Genomic DNA, 16,766 nt, shown 5'->3' with positions numbered 1-16,766 from the left:
TAATGGCTAAAAATAATAATAGTGGCGTTCATTGCTCATTCTGCGGAATGAGTAAAAATGATGCCCAAATGCTTATCGCTGGAGATGGAGCTCACATCTGTGACCGCTGTATCAATCAAGCAGGCGAAATTCTAGCGGAAGAATTGAAACAACGTAAGAGTAAAACATTACAAACTGCGTTAAAACTCATTCGTCCCTTAGAGATAAAAGAACACTTAGATCAGTATGTTATCGGGCAGGATGACGCAAAAAAAGTGATCTCTGTTGCTGTATACAATCATTACAAACGTCTAAATCAAAAAGTTGATCAAGATGAAATTGAAATTGAGAAGTCAAATTTAATTGTTGTAGGTGAAACCGGTACTGGTAAAACCTTACTAGCCAAAACGGTAGCAAAGATTTTAAATGTACCTTTCAGTATTGTAGATGCTACAGTATTAACGGAGGCCGGTTATGTCGGTGAAGATGTTGAAAGTATATTAACTCGTTTATTACAGGCGGCAGATTACGATGTTGCGGCAGCTGAACGCGGTATCATCTATATTGATGAAATTGATAAAGTAGCACGTAAAAGTGATAACCCTTCCATTACCAGAGATGTATCTGGAGAAGGTGTTCAGCAAGCATTGTTGAAAATCTTAGAAGGAACAGTTGTTAACGTACCACCTCAAGGTGGCCGTAAGCATCCTGATCAAAAAATGATTGCTGTCAATACAAGCAACATTTTATTTATCTGTGGTGGCGCATTTGATGGCATTCAAAAGAAAATTGCCAATCGTCTTCGTACACAGACAGTAGGTTACAGAATGAATGAGGATGATGCAGAAATTGATTTAAAAAATCTTTATAAGTACATCACACCTCAGGATTTAAAAAGTTTTGGTTTAATACCGGAATTGATCGGAAGATTACCTGTATTAACGTATTTGAACCCATTGGACAAAGAGACACTATTAAGTATCTTGACAGAACCTAAGAATGCGTTAATAAAACAGTATAGAAAATTATTTGAATACGAAGGAATTGAATTAAAATTTGATACCGAAGTCTACAACTTTATCGTAGACAAGGCTGATGAATTTAAACTTGGAGCTCGTGGTTTAAGAAGTATTTGTGAGGCTATTATGCTCGACGCAATGTTTGAAATTCCTACGTCAAAGGAAAAGACGAATCAAAAAGAACTGCATATTACGTTAGAATATGCGACGAAAAAATTTGAAAAGTCGGACATCAAAAAATTGCAAGTCGCTTAAATAAGAAATCCCTCGCATACCGCGGGGGATTTTTTTTAGCCGCACAAATTTCTTCCCATAGGCCCTCCTTCAAATAGGTTAAATTATTAAATTGAAGAATTATGGCAAAAAGTAAAAAAAACGTAGATAGCCCTATCACACCAGGTTTAAAATCAAAAGAAGAGATTGTTCACAACTGGTTACCACGTTATACAGGAAGACCTTTAGAAGAGTTTGGTAATTATATTTTATTAACAAACTTCTCAAAATACGTCACTATTTTTTCTGAAATGCATGACAATGCACCTATTTATGGTGAAGATAAACCCATGCAAAGTGTTACTGCAGGCGGCATCACTATTATCAATTTTGGTATGGGGAGCCCAATGGCCGCAACCGTCATGGATCTATTGTCTGCTATTGCTCCGAAAGCAGTCCTATTTTTAGGAAAAACAGGGGGGTTGAAGAAAAAAATTGGTGTAGGAGAACTCATCTTACCAATTGCAGCCATCAGAGGAGAAGGTACATCCAATGACTATTTCCCCGCTGAAGTGCCTTCATTACCATCATTTGCATTGCAAAAAGCAATATCAACTACTATTCGCGACCACTCCAGAGACTACTGGACCGGAACAGTCTATACAACCAACAGACGGGTATGGGAACACGATAAAGATTTTAAAAAATATTTAAAAACGATACGTGCTATGGCTGTTGATATGGAGACAGCCACTATTTTCAGTGTCGGGTTTGCAAACAAAATTCCAACGGGTGCTTTATTACTTGTTTCGGACCAACCTATGATTCCAGAAGGCGTAAAGACTGCTAATAGTGATGTAAGTGTAACAGCGAAATATGTTGATGCTCATATCAGTATTGGTATTGATGCGCTTAAGCAACTTAAAAATAATGGGTTGACTGTGAAACATTTGAAATTCTAGGAAACAGACATTTTTTGGTATTTTTGCATAAACAAACAGTAAATTTATGTGGTATAATAACATTTTAGAAACAATAGGAAATACCCCTCTTGTTAAGCTAAACAAAATCACCAAAGATTTAAAAGGAACCATCCTAGCGAAGATCGAGACCAGTAACCCCGGCAACTCGATTAAGGACAGAATGGCACTTAAAATGATTGAAGATGCAGAGCAAGCTGGCTTATTAAAACCAGGAGGAACAATCATTGAAGGAACTTCTGGAAATACAGGTATGGGATTAGCCATGGCTGCTGTTGTCAAGGGCTATAAATGTATTTTTACCACAACAGATAAACAATCCAAAGAGAAAGTCGATGCTTTACGTGCCTTTGGCGCAGAAGTGATCGTTTGTCCCACAAATGTGGATCCTGAAGATCCCCGCTCCTATTATTCGGTATCGAGCCGTCTGGAACGCGAAGTTCCCAATAGCTGGAAAGCCAATCAATACGATAACCCTTCAAATGCGCTGGCACATTATGAACAAACTGGTCCTGAAATATGGGAACAAACTGAAGGGAAAATCACCCACCTTGTCGTGGGTGTTGGTACTGGAGGTACCATTTCAGGTACAGCCAAATATTTGAGAGAGCAAAATCCTAATATTAAAGTATGGGGAATAGATACTTATGGGTCTGTATTTAAAAAATATAAGGAAACCGGTATTTTCGATAAAAATGAAATATACCCTTACATAACAGAAGGTATTGGTGAAGATTTTTTACCGCAAAATGTTGATTTTAGTTTAATTGATCTTTTTGAAAAAGTTACCGATAAAGATGCTGCATTAATGACGAGAGAACTGGCTCGTAAGGAAGGAATTTTTGCCGGAAACTCAGCTGGATCAGCATTAGCAGGTCTTATTCAATTAAAAGATCGCTTAAAAGAAGATGATGTTGTTGTCGTTATCTTCCATGATCACGGTTCGCGTTATATGGGAAAAATGTATAATGAAGATTGGTTAAGAGAACGTGGCTTTTTAGAAGATGAGAAACTCAACGCAAAAAGTATCTTAAAAAGAAGAGGTGAGCAAGCAATTGTAACAGCAGATGTTGAACAAACCGTCTTTGAAGCGTTCAACTTTATGAAAACACTTAATATTTCTCAAATACCCGTAACACAGCAGGGAATGGTGGTCGGAAAAATAACAGAGTCTGATATTTTGAATGCTCTTTTAGAAAATCCAGCTCTTAAATCCTCGTCAGTACAAGAAGTTATGACAAAGCCCTTTCCTTTTGTTGACTTAAATACGTCGATTGATAAAATATCGGCTTTGATCAATAAAGATACACAAGCTGTACTGGTAGAAGATGAATTCGGAAAAATTAATATCATCACACAGTATGATATTATCAATGCAATATCTGAAGCATAATTAAATAAAATTGTATAAAAAAAGCCTTATTGTTAATAACAATAAGGCTTTTTTTATGATAAGCAATTAAACTATGCTCCCATTGCATTCGCACTTTTGCGGAATGTATATGAGTTGAAAATTTGTCTTCTACCAAATCTTGGACGAGACTCAGCATTGATGAATTTCGTGTACACTGTTTTTGGAACACCAAAATACTCATAAGTACTTTTATCCTGAAATGTAACGCGTAATGTCTGACCCTTAAATTCAAAATCTTCAATAAAAAAGTTATTGATCGTATTGTTATACTCTTCTAAATTTGCTTCATGTGTCTCAGGAGAAATACTAACTAAGAAGTGGTAAGCCTCAATAATTTCTGTACTTTTTAACTCAGCTTCCTCTTTTTGTACTTCATCTTGAAATTTATCCGGATGCCAAGCTTTGATTAAGTCACGGTATATCTTTTTTAACGTCGCTAAATCTTCATTTTTTGTAATACCAAAAATCTTTTTGGATTCACCTATTCTTTTCATAATATTTATTTTTCCCTATTCCAACCAAACCATATTGATTTTAGGATTTGCAAAAATACGTCAATTATATTTTAGAATGAACAATTGTATGTTAATTTTTTGTAATTTCATCTTTTACATACTAAATTATCTATTTAAATTAGCAATACTGCCGAAAAGTCAAGATTATAATCACTGCCCCTATGAGCTCATAACGAGCTTAATCTGTCAAAAAAAGATTTCCGTTGTGCATAAATGCAAATACATAAGACATTCTAGAGACTGCTTCAGCTGAGCAGGTCGCATCTACAAAAACCAGGTTAGCATCATCATTCGCTTTTGGCCATTGTTGTTTTCCTTCATCGTCTAAAGGCAAGAGTTGCTGTGTTGCAAAGCTTAGCGTACGTGAAAGCTGCAATTCGGTCGCATATCCGTATAGCTCTGCTATAAGGTTTGCTTTTTGTAGCATATTACCGGTACCAAATGTGCTCCAATAATCCTGTACATTATCATTTCCGATCAGCACATTTACTCCATGCTTTTTTAATGCTGGAATAGGCATGGGACGTCCTTTAAATGGCACAGAAGAAGCAATACCCACTTTTGCAAAAGCCAATTTCTCAGCAATCTCTTCTACCTCCTGTGCATTCAGTTGTGCTAAAGCAAAGGCATGGCTGATAAATGTTTTCCCTTGTAACTGAGGGTTTTCAACTGCTTTATCGATAAGATATTGAATTGTTTTCATTCCCGAAGGACCTGCTTCATGAAGATGAATGTCTATTCCTTTATTATTATCCAATGCCAACTGTACAGTAAATTCCAAAGGCTTCTCTATGCTTCCATCAATACTGAGTGGGTCAAGTCCTCCTATAAAATCAACCCGATCAGACTTCGCTACTTCTTTCATAATAGGAGCAGAATCTGTATAATAAAGCCCGTGTTGCGGAAAAGCAACAAGCTCCGCTTGAAAGGAATCTTTTTGATGTTCGAGCGCTAGCAAAAGATTTTCAAAAGATTGAAGCCCAGAGGTCGGATCTACATTAAAATGGGTTCTCGCATAAGTTGTACCATATCCCTGCAATAAAGCAATGAGTTGCTCGGCACGTGCTGTGGAGGTTGTCAACAATCTGGGAATGATCTCTTGCTCATAAGCAATCATATCTGCAACCGTTTTTCTTTTTGGAGATAGCGCTTGCCATGGTAAACCAAATAAAGTTTTATCGATATGAATATGCATGTCTTTAAAAGCAGGCAACATCAGCCTTCCTTTCATGTCAACAGCTTCTTCAGCTGCATTATTAGCTTTTATAGCTATTATCTTTCCGTTTGCAATTTCAATACAGAAGAGATCAGTAAGAGTACCGATTACCTCTTGGTTTTCATATTCGAATCCGGTCTCTAAACGAACATTTTTTAGTGTGTAATGCCCCTTGGAAATTAATTTATGAGATGGCAACATAAGATCAATGATTATATAACAAATATAAAAATCAACTACTGACCGATTAGGTACAGATTATGCCAACTGTTGTCAAAATTATCCTTGTTCTTTAAATTGAGATGGTGTCATTCCGGTATGACTTTTAAAAAATTTCGAAAAACTGGCGTGATCATAAAACCCTAAATCATATACAATATCCTTAACACTCATTTCCGATATTTTAAGCAAACGTTTTGCTTCTAATAAAATACGGTCATGAATCAATGTCGATGCGGCGGTATTAATCACTTTTTTACTAACTATATTGAGGTAATTAGCGGAGATATGTAATTTTTCTGCATAAAAAGCTACCGACCGATTTGATTTAAAATGAAGATCGATGAGCTGTACAAATTTTGAAATAATCGGATTTGAATGATATTTCTCAAAATCATGGAATGTAATCTCAAAAGACTTGCGCAATAACAAACCGATCAATTTGCTACGTGTCTGAATAATTTCCCAAAGAATATTTGTTTCTTGCAATTCCTGTTCAATAGCTCGAAATTCATAAAACAATGCTGTATAAAGCGATCGAGAAATTTGAAAAACAGGATGTTGCTGGTAATAAAGAGAGGAAAATCGAAGATCGGGGAGAAAACTTTCAAACCATTCACGGCTAATCATCAATTGATAACAGACTGTTTCTTCATCAAATTGCCATTGATGAACCTGTCCTGGGAATAAAAAATGAACCTGCTGAGATTCGATCACATAATTTCTAAAGTCAATGCTGTGGGTACCACTCCCCTTCTCAAATAGCAGAATAATTAAAAAATCATGCTTATGTGGTTCAACAATATGACGAGCACCTCTGATCTCATGAAACAATAAATTTGTAAATCCTGAGGGTGCTTCAGTAAATTCTTGAATATTTAAAACTGGAAAATAATCGTGCTGGTTATCCATTTCTCCTCAAATTTAGTAATTCAATTTACTAAAAACAGAGGAGAATGGATTATAATCAACCATTTTTTTAATCTAGAGATATCTACACCAACTCGCCTTTATGTACCAAAGTCTCCACATCAGAGATCCGTGATACTGCTTCTGCAGAACAACTCGCCTTGATCAACACAAAATCGGCCTGATCTCCAACATTTGGCCATTGTTTTACACCCTTATCATTTAGAGGTAAAGTGCCTCCCGTTGCTATCTTTAAACTTCTTGACAATAAAAACTCTGACGAATATCCATACAACTGTGCCATAAGATTAGCTTTTTGCAGAACACTTCCCGTTCCAAAAGTATTCCAATGATCCACAATACTGTCATTTCCGGTCATTACAGTAACGTTATGTTTATATAAAGTAGGGATCGGCATAATTAAACCTCCAAAAGGAATAGTAGAAACAATACCGATTTGAGCAGCTCCTAATTTTTCAGCAATCTCCTCTTGTTTTACTTTATCAATCTTTCCTAATACAAAACAATGACTTAAAAATGTTTTACCCTTCAATGTAGGATTCTCATTAACCTTATCAATCAGATACTCCACTGTTTTCAATCCCGATTCTCCAGACTCATGCAAATGAATATCTATTCCTTTTTGGTTATCCAATGCCAGCTGAACTGTAAAATCTATTGTTTTTTCAATTTGTCCATCAATAGAATATGGATCTACGCCACCGATAAAATCAATATCCATTTGTGCTGCTTCCTTTAAATAAGGAACACTATCTGTAAAATATACGCCATGTTGCGGAAAAGCGACGATCTCAGCACTAAAACTTTTATGTTTGTTCTCAAGCGCTTTTTGTAGATTTTTTAGCGACTGCAACTTCGAAGTAGGTTCAATATTAACATGACTGCGTGCAAATCCTGTACCTTTCGACTGTAATAATTCGATCAGTTTCTCTGCTTTGAAAGTTGAATTCTTCAATAAATCGGGAAGTATTTTTTGTTCTAAAGCAATCATGCCCTTCACGCTGCCAGCTCCACGTCTTATTGCCTGCCACTTGTCACCATAGAAAGTTTTATCCAAATGGATGTGCATATCTCTGAAAGAAGGCAACATTAATAATCCTTTTGCATCAATAGCATCTGCGTTGGCTTGATTGGAACCGATTTTTGATATTTTACCATTTTCAACTTCCATATAAAATAAATCCGTCTTAGTACCAATTACATCAGCCTCATCATAAATAAAACCAGTTTCCAAACGTACATTCTTAAATTTCAACATTTTACTTTTTATTTCTGTATGCATTGGATTGATTGATTTAGCGCTCAATGTGCTTAACGGAAGAGATGCGCCAGCAACAGCTATCGCGGCATTTTGTATGAATTGTTTACGGGATAAATGGTTCAAATTATTCACTTTCTTTTTTTGTTATAAAATTACAAGTAAACTAAATCAAAATAGAGGTACGTTTTATAACAATACTTGTCTGATTTATTCCAATTGATCTCGTAAGATTTCCATCGTAAAGTAGCCATTAGTAATATCATCTTCCTTTAAGAAATCATGTTGCTCTTCACGAATCTTAACATAATATTTCCCTTTAAATAATGCCGGTAAAAGCTCTTCAATTTCATATACATCATCGACATCGATACCATATTTATCATCAATATGTGGAGAAATATGATGTTTAAAGAAAACCGTTTCTTTTGCGACTTCCTTTGCTTCCTCCAAGTTATAAGCAACAACCATTTCTTTATAATGATACTCTTCCATATCATTGGGTTTATACCCACCCATATTAACAAAATAGAGTTTCAGCTTTTCATTGTCTATAGGCTCTGTCGAGATCGAAATTTGGTAAGATCCGACTTTTGTCACCTCCCGCCAAGCATCAACATGAATCTCTCCTTTTGCTTCGGGCCAATAGTCTACTATAGCTGGAACCAATTCTCCCAATCGTTCCGCAATACCAAAATAAATATCGTGCTGTTCAACATGTCTTCCAGATGGCTTACATCCTAATAATAACATAAAAAGATTCATATACTTCCTTCGATTAATTATACTTTTATTATCATTACTTTTATAAGGTACAATTAAAATCTAATGAGAACAAAAAATTTATTCCTACTACTCATCATTGCTATCCTATTTCCTTGTAGCACCAGTGCTCAGCATATTGACAAAAAATTAGACCGTCAATTAAGAGCCTTAACACAAGACTTTCGTGGAGATATTGGTATTTATGTAAAAAATCTCAACACTCAAAAAGAAGTGCTTATTGAGGCTGACTCCATTTTCCCCACAGCTAGTATCGTAAAAGTTCCTATACTTGCAGGTATATTTGATAAAATAGAAAAAGGAGAACTGACACTGGATCAAAAATTCACTTACCGGTCATCACAGCAATATGGTGGTTCAGGTCTGATGCAATTTTTTAAAGATAGTAGTGAAACAGATCTTGCCACTATGATAGGTCTGATGATTTCTTACAGTGATAATGTCACCTCTATTTGGAATCAACAACTAGCAGGAGGAGGTTCGACCATAAACCAACTCATGGACCAGTTAGGTTTAGTCAATACAAAAGTTAATTCCCGTACCGAAGGTCGCAATGAGATCTGGAAAAAATATGGTTGGGGACAGACTACACCTAGAGAAATGGCAACCTTAGTAGCGCTGATTTTCCAAGGTAAAGTTGTCAGCACAAAAGCATCAGATAAAATGTACCGTTATTTAGGAAATATCTTTTACAACGAACGATCCCTTTCTCAAATACCGGCATATGTAAAGACCGCATCCAAAACAGGCTCTGTTGATGAAGCCCGCGGTGAAGTTGTACTTGTAAATGCCCCTAGTGGTGATTATGTATTTTGTGTATTGACAAACAACATTAAAGATCAAAGCTGGACTAAAAATAATGAAGCTGAGGAACTCACCAGAAAGATCTCACATTTATTATGGAATTATTTTGAACCAAAAAAACCCTATACACCTTAAACTATAAGCTAAAGAATGAATAAAGCGAATTTTCAATTTTGAATATCATCTCGCTGTCGTAATTTTGATTTTTCTACATAGGTTCAAAATATTCTACTAAATTTACTTTATGAGTATCTTAACACAACATTTTGAGACGGTTCATAATACCGCACCATTTTCTAAAATAAATAACGAAGACTATATACCTGCATTTGATCAAGCTATTGCTAGCACTAGAACTGAAATTGATGCCATAGCAAATACCGTTGAACCTGCTACTTTCGACAATACGATTGTTGCATTGGCATTTTCGGGAATGTCTTTAGATCGTTTATCAACTATTTTTTTCAATCTACATTCAGCGGAAACCAACGACGAATTAGAACAGATCGCTCAAGATGTTGCTCCAAAACTTGCAGCACTTGGCAATGATATCACGCTTAATTTTGATCTGTTCAAAAGAATAAAGCAGGTTTACGATCAAAAAGAACAGTTGAATTTAACATTAGAGCAAACAACTTTATTAGAGAAAAACTATAAAGATTTTGTTCGCAATGGGGCGCTTCTGTCTGATGATAAAAAAGAGCAGCTTCGCGCTATTGATACCGAACTCTCGCTACTTAAATTAAAGTATGGGGAACACGTATTAGCCGATACCAATGCTTATGAACTTCATATTACAGATGAAGCTGAGCTTGCTGGTTTGCCAGACGGAGTCAAAGAAGCTGCAGCCGGATTAGCGAGATCTCAAGAAAAAACAGGTTGGGTCTTTACCCTAGACTATCCAAGCTATATCCCGTTTGTCACCTATGCCGAAAATCGTGAATTGCGTAAAATAATCACTATTGCCGCCGGTAAAAAAGCATATCAGGATAATGAAAATAATAATGAAGAGATTGTATTAAAAATTGCGAAACTTCGATTTCAACGCGCACAACTTCTAGGCTATCAAACGCACGCCCACTTTGTATTAGAAGAGCGTATGGCACAGAATCCGGATAAGGTAAACGCATTCTTAGATGATTTATTGACCAAAGCAAAACCAGCGGCAAAAGATGAATTTCAGGAATTAAGCTCTTTTGCCAATGAAACTGATGGTATTGCTATTTTAGAAAAATGGGACGGAGCTTACTATGCTGAAAAATTGAAGCAAAAGAAGTTTCAGCTTGATGATGAGCAATTAAAACCTTTTTTCAAATTAGAAAACGTACTGCAAGGAGCATTTGAAATTGCAGGAAAATTATTTGGTTTATACTTCAATGAAGTGCAAACTATTGACAAGTACCATAAAGATGTACAAACATTTGAAGTAAAAGATGATTTGGGGAATTTCATTGCAGTTTTTTATGCTGACTTTTTTCCAAGAAAAGGTAAACGCAATGGTGCCTGGATGACTTCATTTAAACCACAATATAAAAAAGATGGTAAAAATGAACGTCCACATGTTTCAATCGTGTGTAATTTCACTCCTGCTACTGAAACCAAACCATCGCTTTTAACATTTAATGAGGTAACAACTTTATTTCATGAATTTGGTCATGCTTTACATGGTATGCTAGCAGATACCGTTTACCCTACGCTTTCAGGAACTGCGGTGTTTTGGGATTTTGTCGAACTGCCTAGTCAGATCATGGAAAACTGGTGTTATGAACAAGAAGCATTGGCGCTATTTGCTAAGCATTATGAAACTGGAGAACCGATCCCAATGGATCTTGTTACAAAAATTCGTGAGAGTGCTTCCTTTTTAGAAGGTATGGCTACACTTCGCCAACTCAGCTTTGGAAAATTAGATATGGGCTGGCATGGTCAAGATCCTACAGCGATCGATAACCTCAAAAATTTTGAGAATAATCAATTTGCATCGACGCAACTCTATCCTGATGTTACTGAAAATGCAATGAGCACATCTTTTTCCCATATATTTAATGGCGGGTATTCTTCAGGCTACTACAGTTACAAATGGGCTGAGGTTTTAGATGCAGATGCGTTTGATTACTTTAAACAAAATGGCATTTTTAACAAAGAGATTGCAACTAAGTTTAAAAATACCGTTTTATCCAAAGGTGGCACTGAACATCCAATGAGTTTGTACAAACAATTTAGAGGCCAAGAACCGAAGGTAGAAGCTTTATTGAAACGTGCTGGTTTACTAAAGTAAATATTTGCCTATGCATAAAAAAAGGATGCTCTATGATCGTAAGGCATCCTTTTTTTATTATTCTTTTTTTTAAATAGTCCCTATTTTGTAGGCTCAGCTTTTTCGTCACCTGCCGTATTTTTATCGGTATTTTCTTTTGCAGCACTGACCGTTTTTGCATTATTATCGGGAGCAAGGCTTGGGTGTGTCACCGGACTTCCTTTAGCTTCAGAAGGTGATACAGCAGGTTTAGCTGCTTCCCCTGATTTTGTGCTATCAGTAGCCTTTGGCGCTGCCTTTGTAGTAGCAGGTTTAGCTACTGGCTTTGATGCTGTTGCTGGTTTCGAAACATTAGTTGCTTTTGTAGCTACTTTTACAGGAGCTGGTTTTGATGCTGTTGTAGCAGGCTTACTTGCAGTTGCGACTTTTGGAGCTTCCCCTACCTTTGGCGCAGTTTTCGCAGGAGCTGGTTTTGATGCTGTTGCTGTAGGCTTACTTGCAGTTGTGACTTTTGAAGCTTCCGCTACCTTTGGTGTTGCTTTCGCAGGAGCTGGTTTTGCTGCTGGCTTCGATGCTGTTGCTACAGGTTTACTTGCAGTTGTGGCTTTCGGAGCTTCAGCTACCTTTGGTGTTGCTTTCGCAGGAGCAGGTTTTGCTGCTGGCTTCAATGCTGTTGCTGCCGGTTTACTTGCAGTTGTGGCTTTCGGAGCTTCCGCTAAATTTGGTGTTGCTTTCGCAGGAGCAGGTTTTGCTACCGGCTTCGATGCTGTTGCTGCAGGTTTACTTGCAGTTGTGGCTTTCGGAGCTTCAGCTACCTTTGGTGTTGCTTTCGCAGGAGCAGGTTTTGCTGCCGGCTTTGATGCTGTTGCTACAGGTTTACTTACAGTTGTAGACTTAGGGGCATCAGTAACCTTTGGTGCTACTTTTGGAGGATCAAGTTTAGCGACTGGTTTTGATGCTGTTGCTACAGGTTTACTTGCGGTTACTGGTTTAGTAGCTTTTGGCTTATCATCGTCTTTTTTTACTTCGATATTTTTTTCTGCTACGGCTTTAATATCCTTTTTCTTACTTTTAGAGACTTCACCTTTTTTTAAAGACTTACTATCCTTTAATTTCTTCTTTTTATTCTTATCAGATTTAATTGCATCATCATTCTTATTAGAAGTAACTCGTTTGATCGTTTCATCTACATGAAAAAAAGGCAATTTTTCCTGAATCTCCGAAAGTGTTTCTTTCACTTTTTTATTCAGCTTTTTATATGCCTTTACTAATTTAGATTCCTCTTTTGAAGTCACTTTCTTAGATGATTTCTTTAGTTTGCGCGGTGTTTTCGATTTTTCTGCAATTGTTTTTACATTGCTTACATCAGCTGCGAACTTCTTTTTAGCAACTGGAGTAGACGCCTTTTTATTTGTCTTTTTCGAATTTTTAGATTTTATTTCCTTAGCCATGTAGATTTATTTTTTGATTCAATGAATATTTCATCCTTATAACAATTCTGATTAACAATTGTTTGTATATCAATATATGTAAGATACAAAATATATTGTATTCCAAGCGTGTATATTCCTTCATAATTGAAATAATATTTGTATTTTTGTAATCTACATAATTGGGGTCGACCGGAATTGACAGGATGGAGACGGTTATGTAAGCATGCAGTGCGTTGTTAGTAGAGCACTTTAATCGGAACTTTCACAATTACAACTGGCGAAGAAAACTACGCCTTAGCTGCTTAAGTTAGACTTAACATAGCTATTTGTCCCGTTAGATCCTGTTCTTTGGTTTAACATTCGGGGCATCGAACAATAGAACTGGCAGGTGTGATTTTGCTAATCACTTGTAAGACTCAGCAAATACGGCGTACGGTATAGGTCTGCAACTCACCTTCCCTCGCTCGACAATTAAAGAGAAGCTAAGCATGTAGAAAGCGTACACAGTACCATGACTGGACGAGAGTTCGAATCTCTCCGGCTCCACAAATAAAACCGCACTCAGTTTAACTGAATGCGGTTTTATTATTTTATGAGAAATTATAGCAAAAAAATGTACGACGTCGGGATCTAAACAAAATTGATTAATGAGAATGCTTACGAAGTAATCTCATACCCAGCATAATAGAACCACATATACATAAGTTGTACGAATTTATTATCTTTATTAAATGCAAACCGAATTTGAAAAACTTCTAATTGACTCCTTACTGCAGGGCAAAACACAGCCTGAAATTGCTCGCGAACTCAAAGAAAAGGGGCATAACCCTTACAGTTTATCATCAATTGAAAAAACACTAAATGATCTTAAGCGTAAGCATAATGCACATACCTTATTTCAATTAGGCGCAATCATTACCCTAAAAAGGTATATAAATAAAAAAGAGTAGGTATTAGCCTACTCTTTTATAATTTGATGCCTCTAATTCAATAAGACGTTCAATACCTTTTCTTGTAATATCATAGCATTCATAAGGACTTTGCCCAATTTCAGGCTTAAAACTTCTAATAAAACCAGTCCTTTCTAAGATTGCCAATTCATCTTGAAAAGATTCATTTACCATCAAGGGCTGAAGATCTTTGTCTTCTTTTACCAACTGTAATATTTTAACTGCTAACTGTCTCATATTTTTAGAATATTGGGAAAGCTGAATTACTTTTATCTAAATATACCAGTTTGCCCGTTCAAAAACAACAGTTTTAAAGTACTGTAAATCAAAAATAACATTTTAATAATCCATAAATTACAATCCGTTAATATCTAAAAAAGATTTCTTTAAAACTTTGTATCACGCCTAACTTTATTAAATGACACAGTTCCTATCAGTTGCTTATGTAACACTTGAACCATTGAAGAAGTACTAAACAAAAGAGATCTTTAGTGGCAATGATGTAATCATAAAAAAATGGTGTTGAAATATGGGAAACTATTCGAGTTTCCCATATTTCAACACTTTAACAAACAATAATAAATACCCTGTTAGATATTAATAAATTACATTTTTTATACTCCACAAGTGTAAACTAAAAAGCGGACAAGACTAGCTGTCCACTTATTATCAGTATAAAACAATAGTAATCTGCTTCGATACTTATTCGCACGCAGTTCGGGAAAGCTTCGGGAAATATCAACTGTGCCTATTCTGTTTGTATACTGTGCCTCTACAAAAACAGTAGAGGCACAGTATAGGCAAGGTGGAAAAACAGTAGAGGCTTTCCGAAGAAAGGGCGAAATAGACCCGAATAAAGGCTGAATGTGCATCGTCCTATTATAACTATATAGAGTTATAAATTATTATTGATATTATGATCCACGTTGTTTTATGAATTCCGCTTCTGCTACACATAATTTATTTTTATTTTTGCAACGTTGCTTTTCTGGAATTTCTGCAGTTTTCCGGAGTATTTTCCTACCTGTTTTGGCGTTAGAAAATCTATGCTGCATATGTCAACTACGCAATTAAATAGAAATTTTAATTCAATTCAATAATTGATACCCCATTAAATAGATAACTTAATTATTTCCTTTCGGTAAATCGTGTAAATGCATGCTACATAATAGCCCCGGCTCAAAAAAGAAAAGCTCAACTTTTGTTGAGCTTTTCTTTTTTGAGAGAAATTAAACCTTAAACAAGGTTGAAATAATCGCCGTATCGGTAATTAATCTGAATAACTATTGCTTTTTTCTTTTATATTCCCTGAAATACAAAAGGCTTAGCATCTAAAAATTTGTCTGATGTTTCTCCTGCATAAATTTGATTTTTATCCAATGTCAGTTTTTTTATTTTTCCATTCTTGCTAAAATCCAATTTTTTCAAATCTACCCAGATCGCATTCGGACTTAGTGCATCTTCAAAATAGTAAACCAGATTCTTTTGGTCTGAAACTGTTCTCCATCTAGTTGTTGATAAATTAGGAAAACCCTCAGTAGAAATACCGTAAGGTACGGAACATTGCCTAATGACACTAAACGCACTCGCTACAGCAATTCTGGTATCATCTGTTTGCGGGACAGCTTTAATATAATATGACGCTCTTACATAGCGATCCGCAGCACGGTTTGTTCCAGGAAGAAATATACTTCCAGGAATACCTTTCCAATATTCATTTATCGCAAGTTGTTCTTCAAAAATCGGATCATTAGTCATTACAGTGTAAGCAGGATCGTGGTGTATGACTAATTTTCCGTTAATGTATTCAAGAATGGCATTGTCCCCACTTGCATCTGACATAGAAAGATGGACAGTAGTAAACTTATCTGTTCCTGGGATAAAGTCTGTAACAACAACAAATTCTTCTTTCTTAAAATGTTCGACAGCTTCAGCTACTGTCGCGAAGTTATCTAGGGCATATTGCGCCCATAGTGAAACAGCCAAGCCATTTTTCCCGGCAATATCTTTGGAAAATTCGGGATATTTAGAGCTTACTAGCCAAAGCATATTAGCAACCAGCCCCTTTTCATTCATCCCATCCGATATTGCAATGTCCCAAGAACTAGTCGTCATGCTCCCATATTTTGAAGTCCATTTAATCGTATTCTTTCCAGTACTTCCATCGCGCTCGATTCCTCTTGGGAATAGCCATAAGTTAGAAGGAATAGGAATGGAAAAATCCATACTTCGCGCTGTAATAATTGTGCTGTTTGGACCTTTATAAACCACTCTTGTACAAGCTTCTGCTTCTACTGATGAGGCGATTAAAGTTGCGGTTAAAATCAAAGCGCTTCCAATTTGTTTAATAAATGTTTTCATGACTACTAATTTTATTAAGATAAAAATGTTTAGTTCTTAGACTACAAAAGAAAAATAGATATGACACCTTCGTCATATATAATGACTCATTACTGCAATTTAAAAATATTTTTTCGATTAAAAAGAAATTACATATAAATTAAAAAAAATATCCTATAACAGTTGTTTTAAATCTACTTTATATTTGATAAAAATTAAATATCCGGTAGCAACTATCGTTCAATGTTACGTAAAATGCTTATTTAAGTAAAACGAAGTAACTGACCTTGCGAAGGTCTTTTATTAAAACTAACACATATAAATAAAAAGGAATCTCTATTTTAACAAAAATGAAGCTTTGTTTCAAATTTTACAGATATTTACGACATTAAGGACCTATTCGTACCTTAAATTGAATAAAACTTATTACAGAAAGAATTACAAATACAATTTAAACCG

Annotated in this window: 14 protein-coding genes and 1 other RNA gene; 7 read left to right on the top strand and 8 right to left on the bottom strand. The window is 35.8% G+C overall.

What is annotated here, in order from left to right; all coding sequences use genetic code 11:
* The first annotated feature begins 2 nt into the window (after positions 1–2).
* The 3 genes from clpX (at position 3) to WH188_RS02145 (ending at position 3,584) form a co-directional block, all read left to right on the top strand.
* Complete coding sequence (gene clpX / locus WH188_RS02155) at positions 3–1,253, top strand: ATP-dependent Clp protease ATP-binding subunit ClpX (RefSeq protein WP_132773687.1); 1,251 nt, start codon at positions 3–5, stop codon at positions 1,251–1,253.
* Positions 1,254–1,354: 101 nt separating this feature from the next.
* On the top strand, positions 1,355–2,173 hold the full coding sequence (locus WH188_RS02150; protein ID WP_021188870.1) for an AMP nucleosidase: 819 nt from the start codon (positions 1,355–1,357) through the stop codon (positions 2,171–2,173).
* Between the two features lie 46 nt (positions 2,174–2,219).
* Complete coding sequence (locus tag WH188_RS02145; RefSeq protein WP_132773689.1) at positions 2,220–3,584, top strand: pyridoxal-phosphate dependent enzyme; 1,365 nt, start codon at positions 2,220–2,222, stop codon at positions 3,582–3,584.
* Between the two features lie 71 nt (positions 3,585–3,655).
* Here WH188_RS02145 and WH188_RS02140 read toward each other — a convergent pair whose 3' ends face one another.
* From WH188_RS02140 to WH188_RS02120, 5 genes are all read right to left on the bottom strand, one after another.
* Entirely contained in the window at positions 3,656–4,099 is a 444-nt protein-coding gene (locus WH188_RS02140; RefSeq protein WP_132773691.1) for a KTSC domain-containing protein, read from the bottom strand.
* A gap of 199 nt (positions 4,100–4,298) precedes the next feature.
* Entirely contained in the window at positions 4,299–5,537 is a 1,239-nt protein-coding gene (locus WH188_RS02135; RefSeq protein WP_168125834.1) for an amidohydrolase, read from the bottom strand.
* Between the two features lie 78 nt (positions 5,538–5,615).
* The gene (locus WH188_RS02130) at positions 5,616–6,467 is read right to left on the bottom strand and encodes an AraC family transcriptional regulator (protein ID WP_168125833.1); all 852 of its coding nucleotides are present in this window, start codon (positions 6,465–6,467) and stop codon (positions 5,616–5,618) included.
* An 82-nt stretch (positions 6,468–6,549) separates the two neighbouring features.
* The gene (locus WH188_RS02125) at positions 6,550–7,878 is read right to left on the bottom strand and encodes an amidohydrolase (RefSeq protein WP_317166801.1); all 1,329 of its coding nucleotides are present in this window, start codon (positions 7,876–7,878) and stop codon (positions 6,550–6,552) included.
* Positions 7,879–7,953: 75 nt separating this feature from the next.
* Positions 7,954–8,496 (bottom strand): DUF1543 domain-containing protein, encoded by a 543-nt coding sequence (locus WH188_RS02120; protein ID WP_021189067.1) that lies wholly within the window; start codon positions 8,494–8,496, stop codon positions 7,954–7,956.
* A gap of 75 nt (positions 8,497–8,571) precedes the next feature.
* Here WH188_RS02120 and WH188_RS02115 point away from each other — a divergent pair, with 75 nt between their 5' ends.
* Together WH188_RS02115 and WH188_RS02110 are read left to right on the top strand one after the other, a co-directional pair.
* Positions 8,572–9,465: a serine hydrolase gene (locus WH188_RS02115; protein ID WP_021189066.1), complete on the top strand. Its 894-nt coding sequence runs from the start codon at positions 8,572–8,574 to the stop codon at positions 9,463–9,465.
* Positions 9,466–9,574: 109 nt separating this feature from the next.
* Positions 9,575–11,605: a M3 family metallopeptidase gene (locus WH188_RS02110; protein ID WP_168125832.1), complete on the top strand. Its 2,031-nt coding sequence runs from the start codon at positions 9,575–9,577 to the stop codon at positions 11,603–11,605.
* 80 nt (positions 11,606–11,685) lie between these two features.
* Here the strand turns inward: WH188_RS02110 and WH188_RS02105 are convergent, their stop codons facing one another.
* Positions 11,686–13,035, bottom strand: a complete 1,350-nt coding sequence (locus WH188_RS02105; protein ID WP_168125831.1) for a hypothetical protein — start codon at positions 13,033–13,035, stop codon at positions 11,686–11,688.
* 163 nt (positions 13,036–13,198) lie between these two features.
* On the opposite strand from WH188_RS02105, the gene ssrA reads away from it, so the two are divergent.
* Both ssrA and WH188_RS02095 read left to right on the top strand, forming a co-directional pair.
* Positions 13,199–13,566: a transfer-messenger RNA gene (gene ssrA, locus WH188_RS02100) on the top strand.
* A gap of 182 nt (positions 13,567–13,748) precedes the next feature.
* Complete coding sequence (locus WH188_RS02095; RefSeq protein ID WP_132773706.1) at positions 13,749–13,967, top strand: helix-turn-helix transcriptional regulator; 219 nt, start codon at positions 13,749–13,751, stop codon at positions 13,965–13,967.
* A 3-nt stretch (positions 13,968–13,970) separates the two neighbouring features.
* Here the strand turns inward: WH188_RS02095 and WH188_RS02090 are convergent, their stop codons facing one another.
* Together WH188_RS02090 and WH188_RS02085 are read right to left on the bottom strand one after the other, a co-directional pair.
* Entirely contained in the window at positions 13,971–14,204 is a 234-nt protein-coding gene (locus WH188_RS02090; protein WP_021190509.1) for a hypothetical protein, read from the bottom strand.
* Positions 14,205–15,266: 1,062 nt separating this feature from the next.
* Positions 15,267–16,328, bottom strand: coding sequence for a linear amide C-N hydrolase (locus tag WH188_RS02085; protein ID WP_168125830.1), 1,062 nt, complete (start codon positions 16,326–16,328; stop codon positions 15,267–15,269).
* Positions 16,329–16,766: the final 438 nt, after the last annotated feature.

This window comes from Sphingobacterium sp. MYb388 (assembly GCF_037479535.1).
Classification (GTDB): Bacteria; Bacteroidota; Bacteroidia; order Sphingobacteriales; family Sphingobacteriaceae; genus Sphingobacterium; species Sphingobacterium anhuiense.
Note: the sequence above shows the minus strand (reverse complement) of the source record. Positions and strands in the feature narration are given on the sequence as shown.

Excerpts from the sequence above, each read along its gene's own strand:
- WH188_RS02145 (WP_132773689.1), top strand. The coding sequence starts at position 2,220 with ATGTGGTATAATAACATTTTAGAAACAATAGGAAATACCCCTCTTGTT.
- WH188_RS02120 (WP_021189067.1), bottom strand. The coding sequence starts at position 8,496 with ATGTTATTATTAGGATGTAAGCCATCTGGAAGACATGTTGAACAGCAC.
- WH188_RS02150 (WP_021188870.1), top strand. The coding sequence starts at position 1,355 with ATGGCAAAAAGTAAAAAAAACGTAGATAGCCCTATCACACCAGGTTTA.
- WH188_RS02095 (WP_132773706.1), top strand. The coding sequence starts at position 13,749 with ATGCAAACCGAATTTGAAAAACTTCTAATTGACTCCTTACTGCAGGGC.
- WH188_RS02110 (WP_168125832.1), top strand. The coding sequence starts at position 9,575 with ATGAGTATCTTAACACAACATTTTGAGACGGTTCATAATACCGCACCA.
- WH188_RS02135 (WP_168125834.1), bottom strand. The coding sequence starts at position 5,537 with ATGTTGCCATCTCATAAATTAATTTCCAAGGGGCATTACACACTAAAA.
- WH188_RS02130 (WP_168125833.1), bottom strand. The coding sequence starts at position 6,467 with ATGGATAACCAGCACGATTATTTTCCAGTTTTAAATATTCAAGAATTT.
- clpX (WP_132773687.1), top strand. The coding sequence starts at position 3 with ATGGCTAAAAATAATAATAGTGGCGTTCATTGCTCATTCTGCGGAATG.
- WH188_RS02140 (WP_132773691.1), bottom strand. The coding sequence starts at position 4,099 with ATGAAAAGAATAGGTGAATCCAAAAAGATTTTTGGTATTACAAAAAAT.
- WH188_RS02090 (WP_021190509.1), bottom strand. The coding sequence starts at position 14,204 with ATGAGACAGTTAGCAGTTAAAATATTACAGTTGGTAAAAGAAGACAAA.
- WH188_RS02115 (WP_021189066.1), top strand. The coding sequence starts at position 8,572 with ATGAGAACAAAAAATTTATTCCTACTACTCATCATTGCTATCCTATTT.
- WH188_RS02085 (WP_168125830.1), bottom strand. The coding sequence starts at position 16,328 with ATGAAAACATTTATTAAACAAATTGGAAGCGCTTTGATTTTAACCGCA.
- WH188_RS02105 (WP_168125831.1), bottom strand. The coding sequence starts at position 13,035 with ATGGCTAAGGAAATAAAATCTAAAAATTCGAAAAAGACAAATAAAAAG.